Source organism: Bacillus sp. XT-4 (assembly GCF_050864245.1).
Lineage (GTDB): Bacteria > Bacillota > Bacilli > Bacillales > Bacillaceae > Bacillus > Bacillus altitudinis.
In genome coordinates this window covers 119,077-135,124 of sequence record NZ_JBPAFI010000003.1, presented here as the reverse complement: position 1 = coordinate 135,124, position 16,048 = coordinate 119,077, and the positions used below count along the sequence as shown (strand labels likewise).

17 protein-coding genes are annotated in these 16,048 nt (G+C 42.1%); 4 read left to right on the top strand and 13 right to left on the bottom strand.

The window, feature by feature from the left end:
- Positions 1 to 67 precede the first annotated feature (67 nt).
- The gene (locus ACRRMM_RS10510) at positions 68 to 295 is read left to right on the top strand and encodes a hypothetical protein (protein WP_017360133.1); all 228 of its coding nucleotides are present in this window, start codon (positions 68 to 70) and stop codon (positions 293 to 295) included.
- Between the two features lie 11 nt (positions 296 to 306).
- Here ACRRMM_RS10510 and ACRRMM_RS10505 read toward each other — a convergent pair whose 3' ends face one another.
- The 3 genes from ACRRMM_RS10505 to ACRRMM_RS10495 all read right to left on the bottom strand — a co-directional run bounded on the left by ACRRMM_RS10505 (position 307) and on the right by ACRRMM_RS10495 (position 3,437).
- Positions 307 to 1,311 (bottom strand): LLM class flavin-dependent oxidoreductase, encoded by a 1,005-nt coding sequence (locus tag ACRRMM_RS10505; protein ID WP_428828985.1) that lies wholly within the window; start codon positions 1,309 to 1,311, stop codon positions 307 to 309.
- Between the two features lie 54 nt (positions 1,312 to 1,365).
- Positions 1,366 to 2,115, bottom strand: a complete 750-nt coding sequence (nfsA, locus tag ACRRMM_RS10500; RefSeq protein WP_008345486.1) for an oxygen-insensitive NADPH nitroreductase — start codon at positions 2,113 to 2,115, stop codon at positions 1,366 to 1,368.
- Positions 2,116 to 2,225: 110 nt separating this feature from the next.
- The gene (locus ACRRMM_RS10495) at positions 2,226 to 3,437 is read right to left on the bottom strand and encodes an FtsW/RodA/SpoVE family cell cycle protein (protein WP_007497815.1); all 1,212 of its coding nucleotides are present in this window, start codon (positions 3,435 to 3,437) and stop codon (positions 2,226 to 2,228) included.
- Positions 3,438 to 3,912: 475 nt separating this feature from the next.
- On the opposite strand from ACRRMM_RS10495, the gene ACRRMM_RS10490 reads away from it, so the two are divergent.
- Complete coding sequence (locus ACRRMM_RS10490) at positions 3,913 to 4,176, top strand: spore morphogenesis/germination protein YwcE (protein WP_008345491.1); 264 nt, start codon at positions 3,913 to 3,915, stop codon at positions 4,174 to 4,176.
- A gap of 77 nt (positions 4,177 to 4,253) precedes the next feature.
- On the opposite strand, the gene qoxD is transcribed toward ACRRMM_RS10490, so the two are convergent.
- From qoxD to ACRRMM_RS10450, 8 genes are all read right to left on the bottom strand, one after another.
- Positions 4,254 to 4,634: a cytochrome aa3 quinol oxidase subunit IV gene (gene qoxD, locus ACRRMM_RS10485; RefSeq protein WP_007497818.1), complete on the bottom strand. Its 381-nt coding sequence runs from the start codon at positions 4,632 to 4,634 to the stop codon at positions 4,254 to 4,256.
- Position 4,635: 1 nt separating this feature from the next.
- A complete protein-coding gene (gene qoxC, locus ACRRMM_RS10480) occupies positions 4,636 to 5,253 on the bottom strand; it encodes a cytochrome aa3 quinol oxidase subunit III (protein WP_007497820.1) in 618 nt (205 codons plus the stop codon).
- Complete coding sequence (gene qoxB / locus ACRRMM_RS10475; RefSeq protein ID WP_007497822.1) at positions 5,253 to 7,211, bottom strand: cytochrome aa3 quinol oxidase subunit I; 1,959 nt, start codon at positions 7,209 to 7,211, stop codon at positions 5,253 to 5,255. Before qoxB ends, qoxC begins: the two co-directional genes overlap by 1 nt.
- A gap of 27 nt (positions 7,212 to 7,238) precedes the next feature.
- Positions 7,239 to 8,195: a cytochrome aa3 quinol oxidase subunit II gene (gene qoxA, locus ACRRMM_RS10470; RefSeq protein WP_089374137.1), complete on the bottom strand. Its 957-nt coding sequence runs from the start codon at positions 8,193 to 8,195 to the stop codon at positions 7,239 to 7,241.
- Positions 8,196 to 8,708: 513 nt separating this feature from the next.
- Positions 8,709 to 9,791, bottom strand: a complete 1,083-nt coding sequence (locus ACRRMM_RS10465; protein ID WP_428828664.1) for a M24 family metallopeptidase — start codon at positions 9,789 to 9,791, stop codon at positions 8,709 to 8,711.
- A gap of 7 nt (positions 9,792 to 9,798) precedes the next feature.
- A complete protein-coding gene (galT, locus tag ACRRMM_RS10460; RefSeq protein ID WP_249669972.1) occupies positions 9,799 to 11,319 on the bottom strand; it encodes a UDP-glucose--hexose-1-phosphate uridylyltransferase in 1,521 nt (506 codons plus the stop codon).
- Positions 11,320 to 11,350: 31 nt separating this feature from the next.
- Positions 11,351 to 12,343 (bottom strand): UDP-glucose 4-epimerase GalE, encoded by a 993-nt coding sequence (galE, locus tag ACRRMM_RS10455; protein WP_017368288.1) that lies wholly within the window; start codon positions 12,341 to 12,343, stop codon positions 11,351 to 11,353.
- Positions 12,343 to 13,521, bottom strand: a complete 1,179-nt coding sequence (locus ACRRMM_RS10450) for a galactokinase (RefSeq protein WP_026050176.1) — start codon at positions 13,519 to 13,521, stop codon at positions 12,343 to 12,345. The genes galE and ACRRMM_RS10450 overlap by 1 nt, the downstream gene beginning before the upstream one ends.
- A 181-nt stretch (positions 13,522 to 13,702) precedes the next feature.
- On the opposite strand from ACRRMM_RS10450, the gene ACRRMM_RS10445 reads away from it, so the two are divergent.
- The gene (locus ACRRMM_RS10445) at positions 13,703 to 14,548 is read left to right on the top strand and encodes an AraC family transcriptional regulator (protein WP_007497828.1); all 846 of its coding nucleotides are present in this window, start codon (positions 13,703 to 13,705) and stop codon (positions 14,546 to 14,548) included.
- Between the two features lie 34 nt (positions 14,549 to 14,582).
- On the opposite strand, the gene ACRRMM_RS10440 is transcribed toward ACRRMM_RS10445, so the two are convergent.
- Together ACRRMM_RS10440 and ACRRMM_RS10435 are read right to left on the bottom strand one after the other, a co-directional pair.
- Positions 14,583 to 14,840 (bottom strand): hypothetical protein, encoded by a 258-nt coding sequence (locus ACRRMM_RS10440; protein ID WP_008345502.1) that lies wholly within the window; start codon positions 14,838 to 14,840, stop codon positions 14,583 to 14,585.
- A 26-nt stretch (positions 14,841 to 14,866) separates the two neighbouring features.
- A complete protein-coding gene (locus tag ACRRMM_RS10435; protein WP_024719496.1) occupies positions 14,867 to 15,250 on the bottom strand; it encodes a GtrA family protein in 384 nt (127 codons plus the stop codon).
- A gap of 458 nt (positions 15,251 to 15,708) precedes the next feature.
- Between ACRRMM_RS10435 and ACRRMM_RS10430 the strand changes: the two genes are divergently transcribed.
- A complete protein-coding gene (locus ACRRMM_RS10430) occupies positions 15,709 to 15,849 on the top strand; it encodes an anti-repressor SinI family protein (RefSeq protein ID WP_099496932.1) in 141 nt (46 codons plus the stop codon).
- The last annotated feature ends 199 nt before the right edge of the window (positions 15,850 to 16,048 follow it).

Here is a 16,048-nt window from a genome sequence, read left to right as displayed (position 1 = left end):
AAAAGCCTTGTATGAGCCCATCAGCTCAACAAGGCTTTTCTATCATGTATGGAGGAAAGAGAAATTCATGTTGATATGGCTATGGATCGTTTCTTTTATGACGGCTTTTTTTCTCACGATCACCTTGGTTTATTTTTTTACCTTTTTACATGCAAAACAGCCTCGTCCTTTTCATCAAGCATGTGAACTGACTGTCTATACCACCTGCATTTATCCGCTTAGCTTGGCGGTGACAGCTGCCTTTATTCTCACCATGATGCTCCTCTATCCCTTTTATTGGCTGCGCAGACGGTAAATTTACATAAGTTATGCGTCAAAAGCTTCTTTTAATAAACGATACGATGTGAGACGGTCTTGCATGTGATGTGTGATGGTCACAGCGATCACTTCATCTGTACGATACACCTTTGCGAGTGCTGTCAGCTGCTGCTTCACAGAAGATGGTGTGCCAACAACCATTCTCTGTCGATTGGCTGCTACTCGTTTTTGTTCATATGAACTGTAGGAATAGGCCTTTGCCTGTTCAAATGAAGGAAAGCCGCCAAGGTTCTGTCCTTGCTCATTGGCTAATAATGATAAATCTAAGCTGACAGCCAATTTTTCTGCCTGTTCCTCTGTTTCTGCACATAAAACGAAGACCGCAAGACTGACACGCGGCTCAGCACCAAATTCTGAAGGTTCAAATCGGTTAATATACTGCGACACAGAGTCTTCTCCGCCTTCTCCATTAATGAAAAGAGCAAACGTATAGCCTGCACCTGCTTTTGCGGAAAGCCGTGCACTTCCTCCAGAGGAACCTAGCATCCATACCTCTGGGGCAGTATCTACTTTCGGAGAAGCGGTCAAGTGAGGCAGCGGATAAAATTCATCGGCTAAATCATGTAAATACACCTTCAATTCTTCTACCTGCTCAGGGTATTGATCACCAAGTCGCTTCCGTTCTCCATGATGAAGGGCAATGGAGGAGATCGGCATACCTCCAGGAGCACGTCCAATGCCAAGATCAATTCTGCCCGGAGCCAAGGCTTCGAGCACTCTGAAGTTCTCTGCTACTTTATAGGCACTGTAGTGGGGAAGCATGACGCCGCCTGAGCCAATACGGATATGTGACGTCACAGCTGATAAATGACCGAGAAGCACCTCTGGACTCGATCCTGCGAGCCGGTTTGAAAAGTGATGCTCTGATACCCAAAATCGATGATAACCCCATTTCTCTGCCTGCTTCGCCAGCTCGACTGTTTGCTTCAGCGCCTCAGCAGGCGTCGCATCTCCAATTAAAGGAGATTGATCCAGTATACTTAATTTCATGATGTCGCACCTCTTACAGAAATCCCCCTCTCTCACTCGAAAGGGGGATTTCCTAATTTATTTTCGATTAAAGCCCTTCTCTTTCACAAAATCTCCGAGGAAGGCACGTTTTGGCTGGCTAAAGCCTCGAAGCATTTGCTCAGACCATGTATCTTTTCTCTCACCGTTTGTTCGTTCTTCATAATATGATGAAATACGATCATCGTATTCTTTTAAATAACGATCCACATGAGCTTCGTCTTGCTGATATGTGTTTTCATGGTAGATCAGCTCAACGGGCAGCCGTTCCTTTTGAGATGATGGATTGGCAGGATGTCCTATGGCCAGGCCGAATAGCGGCAGCACATAGGAAGGCGTTTCAAGTAATTCGGATACTTCCTTCAGCTGATTACGCAGTCCGCCGATATAGCAGATGCCAAGTCCCATAGATTCTGCTGCGACACTGACATTTTGCGCAGCGAGCGCCGCATCAATCACACTGATAAGAAAGGCTTCAGTATTCTCAAGCGCTTCTTGATGGTTTTTCCCTGCTTTTTTTGCGATATAGTCGTGGCGTTTCAAGTCTGCACAGAAAACAAAAAAATGCCCATTCTTCTCAACGTATGGCTGATTTCCAGCCAGTTCAGCAAGCTTCGCCTTCTTCTCCTGATCTGTTACACCAATGATACTATACGCCTGTACATAGCTTGATGTCGAAGCAGCCTGCGCACTTTTGATAAGTGTCAGCACTTCTTCGTCTGTCAGACGCTCATCTGTAAACGAACGGATGGACCGATGATTTAAGATGGTTTCTATCGTTTTATTCAATTCGAAGACCTCCTTCACTCCTACTATCATAAGTCAAATGAACATTGCTTTTCAAAAGTTAGAACTCACGCCAAAAAGGCAGCCTACGCTTAGACTGCCCTTTACCCGTTTTATTTAAATAAATAACTTTGATATTTCGTTAACTGAACACTTGCATTATAGGCGATACCAAATCCAATCAGAACTGATAAAACTGAGCTTCCCCCGAAGCTGATGAATAAGAGTGGTATCCCCGTTACAGGCATGACGCCTATGTTCATGCCAATGTTCTGGAATGTATGGATGACAATCAATGCTGTATATCCTACACAGAAAAATGACGCAAACCGGCTATAAGGATGGATACGGTCAATCAACACAACAAGCCGATAAATCAGGAAGAAGAACATGATGACCACAAATGCGCAGCCGACAAAACCAAAGGCTTCCCCTATGATAGAGAAAATCATATCTGTCTGAGCTTCTGGAACATACACTTTTAAGTTTTTAACACCGTTCCCAAAAATTTGTCCTGCCCCAATTGCCATAATGGCTTGCTCGACTTGATATTTATCAGATCCAGATGCATCCTGTGTCTGGGCTTGGTTGGCTGTCGTAGAACTATCAGGCAGCCAAGCGGTAATCCGGTTGATCTGATACTGCTGAATCCCGATCTTTTGTGCGAAATCAGGGAATAGAATAATCACGGCTAACACAGCGGCAACTAAGAGCACAACCACTGAACCGATGAGAGAGATCAATTTCCAGTTGACCCCTGATAAAAAGACCATGACAACGACAATAAACATACATACCGCAGCCGTACCTGCATCTTGCAAAAAGATGAGTCCGACTGGTACAGCGGCCACGCCGGCAATTTTTAATAGTAGGAAAATATCATCTTCTAATGTTCGTTTTCCTCTTGGGGTTGCCTTCCCAATGACAGAGGCGAGCATCATAATCAAACCAATTTTCATGAACTCTGAAGGCTGAAATGTTCCAATTCCAGGTAACACAAACCAACTTTTTGCACCATTTTTAATTGGAGCAAAATCATGACCTGCAATTTGTGCAGGGGCAATTTTCAAAAGAATTAAGAGCATAATGCCGCCTATAAAAATATATAAGCTCAACTTTTCTAATTGTTCCAGATCGAAGTAATTAATAGCCACAATACAGATGACCCCGACCATGTAGTAAATGATCTGTCTGGTCCATGCATTAGATCCATATTGCCCAAACTGTCCCGCAGCATAAATAGCGATGACACTGATGGCAAAGAAGGCTAAAAATATAAAAATCAAATCTCCCTGATAGTAAGGAGATGTATTCTGCTTGTTCATGAACTAACCACCCTTATTACAAAACATAAAAGCCCTTATTTATATTAGATTGAAATTTTCACAAAAGCAACTCACCTTAAATATGACGGAAGTGACACCTGAAAGGTTCCATTCTATTTTCAAAAATGAAATACTTTTCATCCTAACAATAGGAAAAAATTCCTTTCCACTCTATCATGACAACCGATCATAAGTCCTTTAAAAAGATTATTTTACAGATTTTAAGGGGAAAATTCAATGACTTATGTGGCGATATGAAAGGTGAACATCTTGCCAGCATAAGCTTAACTGAGGTATAAGAAAAAAACAAATTCTGCGGAATAAGGCCCATTTTCCAATTATTGAGTTTACTTCAAAGTCAATTGTGGTATAATATTTGTAACAAAATGTTCACAATATCTCCTAAAAACAGACACAATTGCATCCTGACCTCTCATTTGAATTTGGACATCAACTTACAAAGGAGTTGGATACGATGGATATGTTCTTTGCGTACCTATGTATTGCAACAGCTACACCCCTGTTTTTATGGTTGGAAAACAGAAAGATTGCATTAGCATCTATTCCACCCATCATGATTATGTGGATTTTCTTCGGTCTTTACATGACAAGCAGTTTATCTCCAGCAGGACATACCTTCATGATCGCATTCTTTGCCATTAACGTGATTCTGGCTCACATTGCAGCTTTCCTCATCTATGGACTTCCATTCATTCGCAAAAGATTCAGCAGCAGATAGATATCTCATCATCAATTGGAAGCGTTATCACAATCAGCATAAAAACCACTCACCTATGAAAGATGAGTGGTTTTTTATTATTTCTCTGAATGCTCAGACTGCTTTGGCGCAGATGGTGAATAACCGTCTTTGCTGTTCTCTCCGTGGCTGTAGTGAGCCGCGAAGATCCAAACAGACCCGATGACGAAAATGATCGCACAGAACAGACCAAACAAAGTATTTCCGACTTGAACAGTCCCGTTCTCACTCTCTGTCATGTGCATGAACATGAACAGCTGCAAGAATGCTTGAATGAAGGCAAAACCAAAGATAATCCATAGTTTTGCAGAACTGCCAATTTCAGCTCCGATGGCAATCCAGAATGCTAAGATGGTTAGCACAATGGAGAGAATGAAGCCGACTACGTGTTTCCAAGGGAAGTGTTCGTGCTCTGCTGAGGAATGTGTTTTTCCAGCCATATCACAAAAGCCCCCCTAATCCGATCAAGTACACAGCTGTGAAGATGAAAATCCATACAACATCAAGGAAATGCCAGTATAGACTTGAGATAAAGATCTTCGCTGCTGTTTGTGGTGTTAATCCACGTTTTTTAATTTGGAACAAGACACCTGTAATCCAGAAGATACCGATGGATACGTGTAATCCGTGAGTTCCTAAAAGAACAAAGAATGCAGACCAGTATGCACTTGTATGGATGCTCGCACCCTCATGTACATAATGGAAGAATTCGAAAATCTCAAAACCAACGAAGCCTGCACCTAGAAGCAGTGTCAGAATCGTCCAAATGACAACCCCTTTTGTACTTCCACGGCGCATTTCATGAACGGCAATCCCGCATGTAAATGAACTCACCAATAGCAGGAATGTCATGATCAATACAAGCTTCATATCAAATAGCTCAGCTGGCAAAACGCCGCCAGCTGTTCTGCCATGAAGAACAAAGTAGGTCGCAAAAAGTGTTGAGAATAACACGATTTCCGCGCCAAGGAATATCCAGAAACCAAGGATGTTTAAACGTCCTGTTTCAGACTGATATTCAAGCGGTGCATTTGCATAGCTGCTATCATTATGTCCCATTACTTCTGCGCCTCCTTATTCTTTTTCTCTGTTTCAATCACTTCTTCAACAGGAATATAGTAGCCATCGTCATATTCAAATGAACGTAAAATCATTGTTGCGAATACACCGATTAAGCCGATAACGCCAATCCAGTACCATTCAAATACAAGACCGAATGCACCAAGTCCGAAGAATGCAGACATGATCAGCGGTCTGCCTGAATTGTGCGGCATGTGAATTTTCTTGAATTCTTTTTCAGGATGAACGTCTACATTGTTTTGCTTCCAATGATGGAATGCATCTGGTGTCGTCACTTCTGGAAGTGCTGCAAAGTTATAATGCGGCGGAATTGCAGAAGATGTCGCCCAGTCAAGTGTACGTCCTTCTCCCCAGCTGTCTCCAGACACTTCACGTTTCGCGTGTCTCCAGCTGTAGTAAATGTTATAGCAAAGGATGATGAATCCGATACCCATCATGAATGCACCAATTGTTGAAATAAAGTTTAGTGCAGTCCAGCCATCTTCTGGTCCATACGTATAAATACGTCTTGGCATTCCTTGCAGTCCTAAGAAGTACTGCGGGAAGAAACAGATGTTAAATCCGATCATGAATACCCAGAAGAACCATTTGCCGATTCGTTCGTTTAACTTGTAACCAAACATTTTCGGATACCAGAAAACAAGACCTGCAAAACAAGCAAATACAGTACCTGCGATTAATACATAGTGGAAGTGGGATACTAAGAAGTACGTGTTATGGTACTGGTAATCCGCAGCTGCCATCGCAAGCATAACCCCAGTCACACCACCGATTACGAAGTTCGGGATGAAACCAAGTGCCCAAAGCATTGGGGATGTAAAACTGATACGGCCTCGATACATTGTAAAGAGCCAGTTAAAGATTTTCACACCTGTTGGTACAGAAATCGCCATTGTTGTGATCGAGAAGAATGAGTTAACCGCTGCACTGTTCCCCATTGTAAAGAAGTGGTGAACCCACACAAGGAAACTAAGAACAGAGATTGCCACAATCGATACAACCATCGCTTTGTAACCAAACAACTGCTTTCTTGAGAACGTCGCAAAGATTTCTGAGAAAATACCGAAAGCCGGCAGGATAACGATATATACCTCAGGATGTCCCCAAATCCAGAAAAGGTTCGCCCAAAGCATTGGCATACCGCCCGCTTCGAGTGTAAAGAATGCTGAACCGAATAAACGATCGAATGTCATAAGTGCTAAAGCAACTGTTAAAACAGGGAATGCGAAAACGATAATGACAGACGTGATCAATGTTGTCCATGTAAACATCGGCATACGCATAAGCGTCATACCTTTTGTACGCATTTTTAAGATGGTCACCATGAAGTTAATACCTGTCATTAGTGTACCAATACCTGCAATTTGGAGCCCGAGCAAGTAGTAGTTCTGTCCAGGTCCTGGTGAGAAATCATTTCCGGCGAGCGGCATGTAACTCGTCCAGCCTGCACTTGGTGATCCTCCAATAACGAAGGAAATGTTGAACAGCATTGCTCCGACCATAAATGTCCAGAAGCTCAAGTTGTTCAAATACGGGAATGCAACGTCACGTGCACCAATTTGAAGAGGAACCACGACGTTGATTAAACCAATTAAGAATGGCATCGCCATGAATAAAATCATGATCGTACCATGCGTTGTGAAAATTTCATTATAGTGGTTTGAATCTAAAAACGTATTATTAGGAAGCGCCAGCTGCGCGCGCATCATCAGTCCGTCTACCCCACCGCGGAAGAACATAATCACAGCAGCAAGGATATACATGATTCCAAGCTTTTTATGATCAACTGATGTCAGCCATTCTTTCCAGAGCCATTTCCACTTTTTGAAGTAGGTTAAAACAAACACAATGGCAATGGAAGTAAGAGCGATAGAAATTTGCGCACCAAGAATTAATGGGTCTCCAGTTACAAAAAACTCATCCCATTTTAAATGCATAACGGCCTCCTCCTTTCCTTAGTCAGTTTATTCGTTTTCTAGTTTTCTTTTATAGTTCTTCACATTCTCGAAAGGATCTGTCTTGGAATGCGGAGAAACTGATTGGTAACCTAAACGTTTGCGTGCTTGGAGTGCATATTCAGAATCCTCTCCGTGCTTCGCAAAAGATAAATGTGTTGATGAGAATGTCTGCACATCTGCAGCATCAGGAAGCATCAAGTAGTCATACGTTTTCTTCGTTAACTTTGGTGCTTCTTTTTTCGTTTTATTTACCCATTTATCATAGTCAGACTGCGTCATCGCATTGACTTTGAATTTTTGCTGAGCAAAGCCTTCTCCTGTGAAGTTGGCGTTTCTTCCTTCATATGTGCCTACTTCATCAGCTTGAAGATATTGTTCCATTTCCATTCCAGCCATCGCATACTTCTCCCCGCCTAGCTGAGGAATCCATAGAGATGCCATTGTATCAGCGGAAGTGATTTTGAATAAAACCGGCTGATCTTTTGGAATGTTTAAGTAGTTCACTGTTTCAATATTTTCCTCTGGATAGCTGAAGATCCATTTCCAATCAACTGCTGTAGCATAAACGACAAGTGGATCTTTATGACTTGTTGCTTGAGGCGCCTCTTCCAAAGAGTAAATGGTTTTTACAGTTGGAACTGAAAGGGCAGCAACGATTAATATTGGGATCACTGTCCAGACAACTTCTAGAAGCGTATTCCCGTGTAGTTCTGGGTTATAAGAGGCGTTTCCAACGTCCTTACGCTCACGGTATTTAACCAAAATGATGGTAAACAGTACAAATACCGCACCAACGATAAAGAGCATGAATCCAATAGATAAAAGGATTAAGTCTTTTTGTTGTGCTGCGACTGGTCCTTTAGGATCTAAAACAGCGATATTGCTGCAACCTCCTAATACAAAAACACTCACGAGCATCGCTAATAAAAGCATAGGTTTAATGGCTCTGAACAAGAAGATCACCATCCTTCCTTAAATAATGTATAAATTGCTGAATAATTGTGAAAAGCCATCTGCCTTCGAAAACTTTTCTTCCCTTTGTAATGCTATCAAAATCTGTTGGAGTTAGCTCCCCTTTTTTCAAAAGTTCATTTATTTTTCAACAGATTTCTATTGAAATGTCATAAATTCGCCATAAATTTATATTATTGCACACACAATAAATTTCTAGGAATTTGAAAAGTTGAGAGTTGAAGGCAAAGGACAAACAATCAAGAACTTTGTCAAATTTAGGTTTACCACAATAAAAAAGTTTGGTCAAATTTCAATTTAACTTTATGAAATTTTATCTAGGTAAACAATTCTAAAATAGGTATCCCCATATTTAACAAAAACCTTACTCATTTTAACGCAAGTCGACAAGAAAAGAAAGTATCGATCCTCCCCCTATGCGCTGTAATGATTGGTAATGGTGATAAATGAGTGGAAACTCACTAAAGACTTCCAGCAAAAAACCGGCTCATCGCCGGCTTCTCATTATTCGTCTCTCACCAAAATGTCTGGTCGTCTATAGATGCTTCCTTCATGTTCTATGTCTATATACGTCCACTTGCCTGTATAGGTTAAAAAGCGATTCCCCTCTTTCTCGACGACCATCGTATCTTCTGATTTCAATCCTGGTAAGGAAGGATTCCAAGTGAATACTTGATGAAGCTGGATCTCTTCCACCGATGTAGGAACTGCAATGATCTCTCTAGACACAAATCCAGTCTTGCCACCTTGGTGAAGCTTTTTCCAGCTATCAGGAAATCCTTCTTTTTCATATTGAGCAATGCCGGCCTTCAATACATCTCCAATGGTGTTCCCTGGACGAGTAGCCGCATTCATGACCGTGTCGATTCGCGCAAGCCTTTCCTTGTTTTCTTCAAGCTCCTTTGGTAGCTGTCCAAAGTAAACGGATCTTGTGACATTTGCCACGAGTCCATGCCGTTCAGCACAAAGGACAACCAGTGCATGCTTTTGAAGTGCTTTTTCTGTTGGGATCGGGTGGCGATATTGATGAATCCGGTCATCTGTCGCCACGAGTAGCACTTCTATCGTCATCCCCTGCCCGATCGCTCTTTGAGCAACAAGCGAAGCAATTTCATGCTCCGTCTGTCCTGGAACGATTTCTTGACAGACACTTTCTACAATAACCGCTGTGTCATGACAAAGGGTTTCGTATTGGCTGAGCTGTGGAGCTGAAAGGATCGATCGAACACGAGACAAATCGGGTTCGATCCACTCCACTCCTTCCATTTGAATGTCCGCACCGATTCGTTTGTCTTTTATAAGTGTTTGAATGTATGGAGTCTCATCCTCAAACCAATCCATTGTGATGACTTGAAAGGGATGGTCAAAATACGCCATTTCTTCTTCAATGATTCGTTTTTCTTCCATTTGATTCACAACTAGAACAATGTCGTCTTTCAACACAAGTAGCTGACAAACGCCCTCTGGCGTGTTTAACACAATGTGGTTTCTTCTTCCTCCTGTAAGCCAAGAAAAGTTATTACGCTTTTGAATCAGAACACCATCGAGTTGTTTTTCTTCCATTAAAGTTCTTACCTGTTCAATCATCAACTCATCACCTGCCTGTATGGAGTGTTTGAACGAAACGTTTAAATGCTGTTTTCCCTTGCTCTGTTCTTTTAAACACACCCGCCTGCGCGAGTATACGAGAAAAAATGAGGCCGATTTCTTTTTGTAAAATGGTTTCTACGTTGTCCTTCGTAAAGGTATTCTCTTCGATCAGACGCTCTGCCCATGACTCGTGCTTCATGATAGGCGGACAGGCTTTGATTTCTTCAAGAGGGTTTTTGGATAGCAGCGCCGCTTTTAGCTGGCTTAATTCCTCTGCTAATCTTCCAGGAAGGACGGCGAGACCCATGACCTCAATTAAACCGATATTCTCTTTTTTAATATGATGAACTTCTTTGTGCGGGTGGAAGATTCCGCCTGGGTGCTGCTTGTCTGTACGATTATTTCGTAGCACGAGATCTAATTCGTACTCATCCCCATGACGGCGTGCGATTGGTGTAATGGTATTGTGCGGGGTCTCTCCTGTATGAGAGAACAGCCCCGCTTCTGGATCTGAATACATTTTCCACTCATGTAATATAAAATCCGCTACCTCCGCAAGTGTCTGCTGGTCGCTGCTTTGAAGCCTAATCACTGACATCGGCCATTTCACAATACCCGCCTTCACCCTCGGAAACTTTTCGAGAGAAAACACTTCTTCCATCTCTGCTTTCGCCATCGGAAATTCATGAGCACCACCTTGAAAATGGTCATGACTTAATATGCTGCCGCCAACAATGGGAAGATCAGCATTTGATCCTATGAAATAGTGCGGATATATAGATATGAAGGAAAGCAGACGCTCGAAGGTCTTTTTAGATATCTGCATTGGTTCATGCTCGCCCTTGAACACAATACAATGTTCGTTGTAATACACATACGGCGAGAATTGCATAAACCACGACTCATTTGTAAGTGTCACCGGAATAATCCGGTGATTCTGTCTTGCTGGGTGATTGATGCGTCCCCCAAACCCAACGTTTTCTTTACAAAGGAGACAAAGAGGATATTGCTTTTGACTCAGCTTTTTGGCTTCAGCGATCGCTTTTGGGTCCTTTTCCGGTTTCGATAGATTAATCGTGATCTCAAGCTCACCAGCTTCTGTCTGTGTAAACCACTGCACATTTTTGGCGATTCTGCCTGTATGAATATAGTGGGCATGCTGCTGCATTTCATAAAACCAGCTTGTCGCTGCCTTTGGTCCGCAATGCTTGCGTTTCTCTTCAAACTTTGCATAGATGACACTCGGAGGCGCCACCAAGCAGCCCATGATTTTGGCATCTAATAAATCACGATACGTATCTGTCCCGTCAGGAATAAGGCCTGTTTCAACTGCCCAATCGAGCATCGGCATTAAGATGTCTTCAAGGTCGTTGTCTCCTGAGACTGTTCTTGCCTCAGCATCATCGAGACCAAGCACCTCTAGCAGCCGGTTCCTTGTATAATCCATATCTAGTGGTGATATCAGCTCTTTATTAACCCCATATTGAATCAGCTGTTCTAGCTTTTCAAAAATATCAATCGCCATTCCCTTTGTCTCCTCCCCTGCCTGCTACACGTTACTCACTTTGATAGCCATCTGGATGTTTCTGAAACCAATCCCATGCACTTTGAATGATGGTGTGGAGATCTGCATATTGCGGCTTCCATCCTAGTTCTTTCAGCGCTTTTTCTGATGAAGCAATCAGCTTAGCTGGATCACCCGCACGTCTTTCTGCCACCTGTGCTGGAATGGCATGCCCCGTCACTTCTCTTGCAGCTTCTACGACCTGCTTCACAGAGAAACCTGTGCCGTTCCCTAAGTTGTACGTCGCGCTTCCTTTTCCTTCACGCAGACGCTCAACCGCTAGAATGTGCGCCTCTACTAAATCCATGACATGAATGTAGTCTCTAATGCATGTGCCATCCTCTGTTTCATAATCCTCACCGTAAATCATGATTTGATCACGCTTTCCTAAAGCCACTTGTAGAATAATCGGGATTAAATGCGTTTCTGGCTGATGATCTTCACCGACAATCCCTTCTGTATGAGCACCGGCTACATTAAAATAACGAAGCACAACATATTCAATACCATATGCCTGCTCAGACCACTTCAGCATTTTCTCAATCGCGAGCTTTGTTTCCCCATAAGGATTTGTTGGGTTCGTCTCATCCGTTTCAACGATCGGTACACGCTTTGGTTCACCATATGTCGCAGCAGTTGAAGAGAATACAATGCGTTTCACATCAAATTCATTCATCACCTGAAGTAAAGCCGTTGCCCCTCCGACATTGTTGTCATAGTACTTCAGCGGGTCTGTTACACTTTCTCCAACAAGTGAATCTGCCGCAAAGTGCATGACCGCTTCTATGTCATGCGTTTGAAAAACCCGTCTTAAAAAAGCATGATCCCTTAAATCTCCCTCTTCTAATACGGCACCCTTTACGACTGCCTCTTTATGACCTGTCTGCAAATTATCCACAATTACTACTTGTTCTCCTTTAGCCAAAAGAGCCGCTACCGCATGACTGCCAATAAAACCTGCTCCCCCACATACTAAAATTGCCATCAAAATTCCTCCTTCGTTAATTCTCTAGCGCCGCCTCCAATTCCAGCTGTGTAAAAAGAGGCTTGAATGCCTGTTTTTTCTTGATAAATCGCACCTGTTTCTTCTATAAATGAGTCCAGAAGCTCTTCTTTCACAATGCTGACGGTACAGCCCCCAAAGCCAGCACCTGTCATACGGGAACCAATCGCCCCTGGATGTTGCCATGCGGCTTCAGCCAGTGCATCTAGCTCAAGCCCAGTGACTTCATAATCATTCTTTAAAGAAAGGTGAGATGCCTTCATGAGTGCACCTAGTTCTTCCATTTTATCATCTTTCAGAAAATTTACTGCTTTCATGGTCCTCTCGTTTTCCGTGATGGCATGTCTTGCACGTCTTCTACACGTTTCATCTTGTATCAAATGATCATGCTTAGCGAATTCATCCTCCGTGAGCTCACATAAATGACCGATATCTAATTCTTTTCTAAGATCGCTTAAAGCAGATTGACATTCCGAACGGCGCTCATTGTATTTGGAATCTGCAAGTGTTCGTTTTTTATTTGTATTGGCAATGACAAGTGCCAGACCCTCTTGCCGAAATGGGCTGTATTCAAAGGAAAGCGTGTCACAATTGAGCAAAATAGCGTGACCATCTTTTCCAAGACTAATTGAAAATTGATCCATAATGCCGCAGTTCACGCCAATAAACTCATTTTCAGCACGCTGCGCAAGAAGGGCTAGGTCGATTTGCGTTACACCGAATGACGACCATTCATTGATCAAGACAGCCGTGACGAGCTCAATAGAGGCAGAAGATGACAGACCTGCGCCATTTGGAATATTGCCAGCATACACAATATCAAAGCCTTCTTTCACATCCATGCCTGCTTCGATAAACTGTTGGAATACTCCCTTCGGATAATTCGCCCAGCCGTCCGATTTTGAGAAAGCGATTTCAAAAAGGTCGAACTCTTTCACACCTTCTTCTTCAAAATTCAAGGAATACATTCTGACGCGTCCATCTGATCGTCTTGCTCCCGCAGCATATGTACCAAGAGTGAGTGCACATGGAAAGACATGGCCCCCATTATAATCTGTGTGTTCACCAATCAGATTGACTCTGCCTGGGGCGAAAAAATAGCGGAGTTCTTCCTGATCTCCAAATTGCTGGTGAAATGCTGCTCGTAATGTGTCGATCATATCCATTCCCCTTTTCTCTTCTGATAATCTTATTTTAGTTGCCCCGTCAGCTGAAGTTCAATGGTAAAAAAATCGTTAAAAAATACCCTTTTTTTGCTGTGAATGGTACGATGTGATATGAGGTGTAACATGATTCAAAATAGAAAAAGGTTGTTTTTTGCTGTGAAGGAGGGTTTCCAATTTGAAGAAGGAAGCATTTGCATTTCGTTTTCACCATTCTGATGTGACATTGCCGGCCCAAATCTGGTCTGTTGGCTGGGAAGTTCAATCATCTTCGTTATACAGCTGGAATGGCGTAGAGCGGAAGGATCAGGGCAAGTGCATCTTTCAGCTCACACTGTCTGGACACGGCATGATTGAAATCGGACAGAAACGATTCAAAGTATTGCCTGGACAGGCCTTTCTGGTGAAAAGCCCCAGTGCTTATCAATACTATTTTCCAGAAGACAGTGAACATTGGGAATTTCTCTATTTAACACTTTATGGGGAAGCCTGTGACCTTTGCTTTGATCAATTTATCGATCAAGGAAAGCAGGTCATGCGTTTTCATCCGAATTCCAAACCGATCCGCCTGCTAAAGAAGATTTATGATGAAGCCAGTGAAAGACGGATTACCAATCCATTTGAGGGGTCTAGCCTTGCTTATCAATTTGTCATGGAACTGTATTCATATTTGCCAAAGCTTGAGGGACAAATGGAGAAATGGCCTGAGCCCATCGTCCAAGCGGCCTTATTTGCAAGCCACCATTTTCACGAGGAGATTGGGCCTGACGATATGGCAGCTGCGGCACGTTTATCCAAAAGTCATTTTACGAGGGAATTCAAAAAGGCCACTGGCTTCACACCGATTCATTATTTAACCAATATTCGTTTAGAAAAGGCGGAAACGTTACTGAAAACAACGAAATACTCGATTGAAGAAATCGCCATACAGTGCGGCTACCGAAACGCGAATTACTTGAATAAAGTCTTTCGAAAGAAAATCGGCATGTCTCCAAAGCAACTCCGGGAAACAAGCGATGCATAATAAAAAGCAGCCGCTTTTCAATTGGCTGCTTCTTTTACGCTTTCGTCAGGTCAACACGAATTCTCCCTTGTCTTAAAACAATGGTCATTTGCGTATCAGGGGTCATTAAATTTTCTAAAATGTCCGTTGCTGTTTGAAGCGCAATGTCCATTCGGTTGATCTTTTCCTTTTCTTGCTCAGAAAATGCTTCTGGATGTGCGGTCATTTCCTTGACTAGCCTCAACACTTGTTCATGCTGCTTTTCTGTTTGTTGATATATGGCATCATATAATTCGTCTGGCCTGCTGCTCATTTCACATCACCTATCTTTTTCATGTGTTAAATCGCATCTTCTTTTGTTTTCTTGAAGACGAACCATTTACTGGCGACATAATTGACCACGACAATCACAAAGTTAACAAGAATTTTTGCGACGGTTTCGTTGAGCGCCATTTGGCTCACAAATAAAATCATCAACCCCAGATCTACACCTAGAGACATGAGACGGACACTAAAAAATGAAGAAAGCTCACGCATCAGGCTTTTTGTGTCACGAGCCTTTTGCTTGAAGACATACTTCTTATTGGTGATATAAGCAAAGAGCACAGCAAATACCCATGAAACAACCGTTGCTGTTTTGTAATCCATAGAAAACATCTCAACGAATAAATAGAAGCTGACTATGTTGACAATGGTTGTACACACACCCATGATCAGATACATGACAACTTCTTGATACTTTTGAAAAAGGCTATACATGTCTTTCTTCATTCCTTCTTGGTGAATTCTGTTTCTTTTAGAATACCATCTTAAGAAGAACTTCCCAAACGAACAATATGTGCGTCCTGTAAAGATGAAATTTGTTCTCGCTGATGGCATATGTCAACCTTATGGGTTTATATGAGTCAAATGATTTAGGTCTTTATCATTATTTTAATTTATAATCTTTTAACTGACTTTACAATTGTTTATTATGAGAAGTAAGAATTCAATATTTATGGGTTTTTTAGTCATTTTTTTAGGGACGTGGTAGGTGATAGATTTTACAAAATAGGTTAAATGTCATCATTTTTCGACAAAAATCTATTTTTGTACTCCATTCACATACACGTACAGTTACTAGACGGTTTGTTCAAGTCATTGGTTGCAGATGAATATGTCTTATTGAACTGGAGGATATTATGGATACGCAAGTGAAAAAAAGAGTTGACGAAGAGTGGGTTTATTTGATTCAAGAAGCGAAAAAAATTGGACTAGGCATCGAGGAAATACAAGCTTTTTTAACATCCAACGGTGATCAGAAGATGATAAACAAACCGTAATCAACGCCGTTATCCTTTGTCTTTCAGATTGCTTTGGCTAAAGTTCTAACCTGTCAATTGACCTTTTAAACATCCTTTCATGACGATACGCTACAATAATTGAACACCTCATCATACCAATCCCTTCCACTCAATGGGGTTCTGTCTTTCTATTTTTAGGAGGACAGTCCGTTCCCTGTTCTTTATATGACCCCTTTTT

What these genes read in the sequence shown, in the direction of transcription:
- ACRRMM_RS10465 (WP_428828664.1), bottom strand. Translation starts at nt 9,791, where the DNA reads ATGATTGAACAGGTAAGAACTTTAATGGAAGAAAAACAACTCGATGGT.
- qoxC (WP_007497820.1), bottom strand. Translation starts at nt 5,253, where the DNA reads ATGGGACATAATGATAGCAGCTATGCAAATGCACCGCTTGAATATCAG.
- ACRRMM_RS10435 (WP_024719496.1), bottom strand. Translation starts at nt 15,250, where the DNA reads ATGTATCTGATCATGGGTGTGTGTACAACCATTGTCAACATAGTCAGC.
- ACRRMM_RS10490 (WP_008345491.1), top strand. Translation starts at nt 3,913, where the DNA reads ATGGATATGTTCTTTGCGTACCTATGTATTGCAACAGCTACACCCCTG.
- ACRRMM_RS10495 (WP_007497815.1), bottom strand. Translation starts at nt 3,437, where the DNA reads ATGAACAAGCAGAATACATCTCCTTACTATCAGGGAGATTTGATTTTT.
- galE (WP_017368288.1), bottom strand. Translation starts at nt 12,343, where the DNA reads ATGGCAATTTTAGTATGTGGGGGAGCAGGTTTTATTGGCAGTCATGCG.
- ACRRMM_RS10450 (WP_026050176.1), bottom strand. Translation starts at nt 13,521, where the DNA reads ATGATCGACACATTACGAGCAGCATTTCACCAGCAATTTGGAGATCAG.
- qoxB (WP_007497822.1), bottom strand. Translation starts at nt 7,211, where the DNA reads ATGCATTTAAAATGGGATGAGTTTTTTGTAACTGGAGACCCATTAATT.
- ACRRMM_RS10430 (WP_099496932.1), top strand. Translation starts at nt 15,709, where the DNA reads ATGGATACGCAAGTGAAAAAAAGAGTTGACGAAGAGTGGGTTTATTTG.
- ACRRMM_RS10440 (WP_008345502.1), bottom strand. Translation starts at nt 14,840, where the DNA reads ATGAGCAGCAGGCCAGACGAATTATATGATGCCATATATCAACAAACA.
- ACRRMM_RS10510 (WP_017360133.1), top strand. Translation starts at nt 68, where the DNA reads ATGTTGATATGGCTATGGATCGTTTCTTTTATGACGGCTTTTTTTCTC.
- qoxD (WP_007497818.1), bottom strand. Translation starts at nt 4,634, where the DNA reads ATGGCTGGAAAAACACATTCCTCAGCAGAGCACGAACACTTCCCTTGG.
- galT (WP_249669972.1), bottom strand. Translation starts at nt 11,319, where the DNA reads ATGGCGATTGATATTTTTGAAAAGCTAGAACAGCTGATTCAATATGGG.